Here is a 4,028-nt window from a genome sequence, read left to right on the forward strand (position 1 = left end):
AAACGGAACCGTTCAATGCTAAAGATTTATAACACCCTGAGTCGACAGAAAGAGGAATTCAAACCCATCCATGCCGGTCAAATCGGTATGTACGTGTGTGGTATCACGGTTTACGACCTCTGTCATATCGGCCATGGGCGTACGTTTGTGGCATTCGACGTGGTGGCGCGTTATCTGCGTTACGTGGGCTATCAGCTGAAGTATGTGCGTAACATCACCGATATCGATGACAAAATCATCAAACGTGCCAATCAAAACGTTGAAAGCATTGAAACGCTGACCAACCGCATGATCGCCGAGATGCACAAAGATTTCGCTGCGCTCGGCATTCTGCCGCCGGACCTGGAACCGCGCGCCACCCGCCATATCGACGAAATCATCGAGCTGGTCGGCACGCTGATTGAGCGTAAGCACGCGTACGTGGCGGACAACGGCGACGTGATGTTCGACGTGCTGAGCGACAAAGATTACGGCGTGCTGTCGCGTCAGGATCTGGAGCAGCTGCAGGCCGGTGCGCGCGTCGAAGTGGCGGATGTGAAGCGCAATCCGATGGACTTCGTGCTGTGGAAGATGTCTAAAGCCGACGAACCGGCGTGGAACTCGCCGTGGGGCAACGGCCGTCCAGGCTGGCACATCGAATGTTCGGCGATGAACTGCAAACAGCTCGGCACCCATTTCGACATTCACGGCGGCGGTTCGGATCTGATGTTCCCGCACCACGAAAACGAAGTGGCACAATCCACCTGTGCGCACGATGGCCCGTATGTGAATTACTGGATGCACTCCGGCATGGTGATGGTTGATCGCGAGAAGATGTCGAAATCGCTGGATAACTTCTTCACCGTGCGCGATGTGTTGCAGCACTATGATGCTGAAACCGTGCGTTACTTCCTGATGTCGGGCCACTATCGCAGCCAGCTCAACTACGGCGAAGATAACCTCAACCAGGCGCGTGCGGCGCTCGAGCGCTTGTACACCGCGCTGCGTCATACCGATGCCAGCGCCACGGCGGCGGGTGGCGAAGAGTTTGAAGCGCGTTTCCGTCTTGCGATGGATGACGACTTCAACACGCCGGAAGCCTATTCGGTGTTGTTCGATATGGCGCGTGAAGTCAATCGCCTGAAAACCGAAGACAAAGCGTCCGCTGATGCGCTGGCAGCGAAACTGCGCCAGATCGCTAACGTGCTGGGCATTTTGCAGCAGGATCCCGAGCAGTTCCTGCAAAGCGGTGCGCAGGTGAATGACGATGAAGTGGCGGAAATCGAGCATTGGGTGAAAGCCCGTTCCGACGCGCGTGCAGCCAAAGATTGGGCGCAGGCGGATGTGGCGCGCGATAAGCTCAATGAATTGGGCGTTATCGTTGAGGATGGGCCGCAAGGTTCCAGCTGGCGACGCAAATAACCGGAGAGGGCGAGAAATCGCCCTTTTTTATTGATGGCGATTGAACAGATTCATATTCACGGCTTCCGCTCGGTGCGCGATCTGACGCTACCGCTGCAGCAGCTCAACGTGGTGAGCGGCCCGAACGGCTGCGGCAAATCCAACCTGTATAAAGCGGTGCGGCTGCTGCATGAAGCGGCTAGCGGGCGCTTAGCATTGGCGCTGGCGGAAGAGGGCGGCATCCAGAAAGCGATGTGGGCGGGCGGATTGCGGCGCGGCGATCGTCGCCACGATCCCAAACGTCTGGCGTTGGCGGTGGTGATGGACGATATGGATTATCAGCTCGATATCGGTTTTCCTGAGCCGTTAGCCACCAGCATGTTTAACCTCGATCCGCTGGTGAAAGAGGAGCGTTTATGGATGAGCGGCCAAAGGCGGCGTCCTTCCTCCTGCATCATGCAGCGGCAAAATCAGACCGCCTTTTTGCATAACGTGCAAGGCGAGCGCGTAGCCTATCCGGCGGTACTGCATCCCGAAGAGTCGCTGTTTGGGCAACTGGGCGAACCGCATCTGTATCCGGAGCTTTCACAGGTGCGTGAAAGGCTACGTCAGTGGCGTTTCTATCATGAATTTGCTGTGTGGCCCGGTTCACCGATTCGTGCGCCGCAGATTGGCGTACGCGCGCCGGTGCTGAGCCATGATGGCAGTAATCTGGCGGCGGCCTGGGCCACTATCGTTGAGCGCGGTCATGTCGAGTTGCTCCACGAAGTGATGGCCGAAGCTTTCCCTGACACGGAATTTCACGTTGATGTGCAGAACGGGCGTTTTCAGATGCTGATGTCACGACGTGGGATTTTGCGTCCGCTGGAGAGCGCCGAGTTCTCGGATGGCACGCTGCGCTTTTTGTGTTTGGTGGTGGCGCTGCTCAGCCCGCGTCCGCCGGCGTTTATGGCGTTGAATGAACCGGAGAACAGTTTGCATGAAGACTTGTTGCCGGCACTCGCGCGCCTGATTGCCGAAGCCAGCCAGTTCAGCCAACTGTGGATCACCAGCCATTCACCGAAACTGGCGACGCTGATTGCGCAGCATACGGCGGTGAATCACATCGAGCTGGAGCAAATCGAAGGGGAAAGTAGGGTCGCCATTCATGGCGACCGTGCCAATGACTGCACTTAACGTGACGGCGCCATTAATGGCGACCGCCACCTAACTACGCCACAACCGTAATCTTAAAACCTGCAAACTCAACCTTCTGGCCTTCAACAATCTTGCAGCGCTTACGCGTTTCAACTGCGCCATCGACGCGCACTTCGCCTTCCGCGATCACGGCTTTCGCCTGCGCACCGCTTTGCACCCAACCTTCGAGTTTCAGCAGGTCGCACAAATCAACGTGGGCATGTTTACCGAGAGAAAAACTGGCCATTATGCCTCCTCAATGTCGTGAAATTCTTCACACGCCGTCAGCGTGTTTTGCATCAGTGTAGCGACCGTCATTGGACCGACGCCGCCTGGAACCGGCGTGATGTACGAGGCGCGCTCAGCAGCTGCTTCGAACTCCACATCGCCGACCACTTTGCCGCTGTCGAGACGGTTGATACCCACATCAATCACCACCGCGCCCGGCTTGATCCAGTCGCCCGGAATAAAGCCCGGCTTGCCGACCGCCACCACCAGCAGATCGGCGTGCTCAACGTGATGACGCAGATCTTTGGTGAAACGGTGCGTGACGGTGGTAGTGCAACCGGCGAGCAGCAGTTCCATGCTCATCGGACGGCCAACGATATTCGATGCGCCAACCACCACGGCGTTCAGGCCGTAAGTATCGATATTGTAGCGCTCCAGCAAGGTGACGATGCCGCGCGGCGTACACGGACGCAGTTTCGGCGCGCGCTGGCACAGACGACCGACATTGTACGGATGGAAACCATCCACATCTTTGTCCGGCACAATGCGCTCCAGCACTTTGACGTTATCGATGCCGGCTGGCAGCGGCAGCTGCACCAAAATGCCGTCGATGTCGTTGTCGTTGTTGAGCGTATCAATCAGCTCCAGCAGCTCGGCTTCGCTGGTGGTGGCGGGCAGATCGTATGAGCGGGAGATGAAGCCCACTTCATCACAAGCACGACGTTTGCTGGCGACATAGATCTGCGAAGCCGGGTTTTCACCCACCAGCACAACTGCCAAACCGGGCGCACGTTTACCGGCCGCCAGACGCTGCTGTACTTTTTCGGCAACCTCAAGGCGCACCTGCTGCGCAATCGTTTTACCGTCAATAATTTTTGCTGCCATCAGAGAGGAAATCCATCTGTAGAGGGTTAGATCGGGGATGGCGCCTATTCTGTCAGAAGCGCGTGCGGCTGTCAGGTAGAGATTCGCCCTCTACGCCGCTTTCCCGATTTTTCGCCGTGGCGCCCGCCCGCGTTAGCGCTTATGATGCCCGGCAGTGAATGAGATGGATGACGTGATGATTTGGTTAATTCTCGCCACGCTGGCGGTGGTGTTCGTGGTAGGTTTTCAGCTGCTGACGGCCAGCTCGCGCCATGCGGTGCAGGCGCTCAATAAACGGTTGCAGCTGCCGCCGGTGCATATCGAATCGATGTTGTCGCTGATGGGCAAAGAGGCGGCAAAAGAGTTTACCGATTACATCG

Annotated in this window: 5 protein-coding genes; 3 read left to right on the forward strand and 2 right to left on the reverse strand. The window is 57.2% G+C overall.

Features of this window, described 5'->3' with window-relative positions; genetic code table 11:
- The first annotated feature begins 15 nt into the window (after positions 1-15).
- Together cysS and RTY00_RS12910 are read left to right on the forward strand one after the other, a co-directional pair.
- Entirely contained in the window at positions 16-1,401 is a 1,386-nt protein-coding gene (gene cysS, locus RTY00_RS12905) for a cysteine--tRNA ligase (RefSeq protein ID WP_312664721.1), read from the forward strand.
- 33 nt (positions 1,402-1,434) lie between these two features.
- Positions 1,435-2,556, forward strand: coding sequence for an AAA family ATPase (locus RTY00_RS12910; RefSeq protein WP_312664722.1), 1,122 nt, complete (start codon positions 1,435-1,437; stop codon positions 2,554-2,556).
- Between the two features lie 34 nt (positions 2,557-2,590).
- Here RTY00_RS12910 and ybcJ read toward each other — a convergent pair whose 3' ends face one another.
- Together ybcJ and folD are read right to left on the reverse strand one after the other, a co-directional pair.
- Positions 2,591-2,803 (reverse strand): ribosome-associated protein YbcJ, encoded by a 213-nt coding sequence (gene ybcJ / locus RTY00_RS12915; RefSeq protein ID WP_007890771.1) that lies wholly within the window; start codon positions 2,801-2,803, stop codon positions 2,591-2,593.
- The gene (gene folD / locus RTY00_RS12920; protein WP_312664723.1) at positions 2,803-3,669 is read right to left on the reverse strand and encodes a bifunctional methylenetetrahydrofolate dehydrogenase/methenyltetrahydrofolate cyclohydrolase FolD; all 867 of its coding nucleotides are present in this window, start codon (positions 3,667-3,669) and stop codon (positions 2,803-2,805) included. The genes ybcJ and folD overlap by 1 nt, the downstream gene beginning before the upstream one ends.
- A 175-nt stretch (positions 3,670-3,844) precedes the next feature.
- On the opposite strand from folD, the gene RTY00_RS12925 reads away from it, so the two are divergent.
- Positions 3,845-4,028: DUF1198 family protein (locus RTY00_RS12925; protein ID WP_312664724.1), on the forward strand; the 184-nt coding region annotated here is incomplete at its 3' end.

The organism is Pantoea sp. CTOTU49201, from assembly GCF_032054795.1.
Classification (GTDB): Bacteria; Pseudomonadota; Gammaproteobacteria; order Enterobacterales; family Enterobacteriaceae; genus Pantoea; species Pantoea symbiotica.

Excerpts from the sequence above, each read along its gene's own strand:
- cysS (WP_312664721.1), top strand. The coding sequence starts at position 16 with ATGCTAAAGATTTATAACACCCTGAGTCGACAGAAAGAGGAATTCAAA.
- RTY00_RS12910 (WP_312664722.1), top strand. The coding sequence starts at position 1,435 with ATGGCGATTGAACAGATTCATATTCACGGCTTCCGCTCGGTGCGCGAT.
- ybcJ (WP_007890771.1), bottom strand. The coding sequence starts at position 2,803 with ATGGCCAGTTTTTCTCTCGGTAAACATGCCCACGTTGATTTGTGCGAC.
- folD (WP_312664723.1), bottom strand. The coding sequence starts at position 3,669 with ATGGCAGCAAAAATTATTGACGGTAAAACGATTGCGCAGCAGGTGCGC.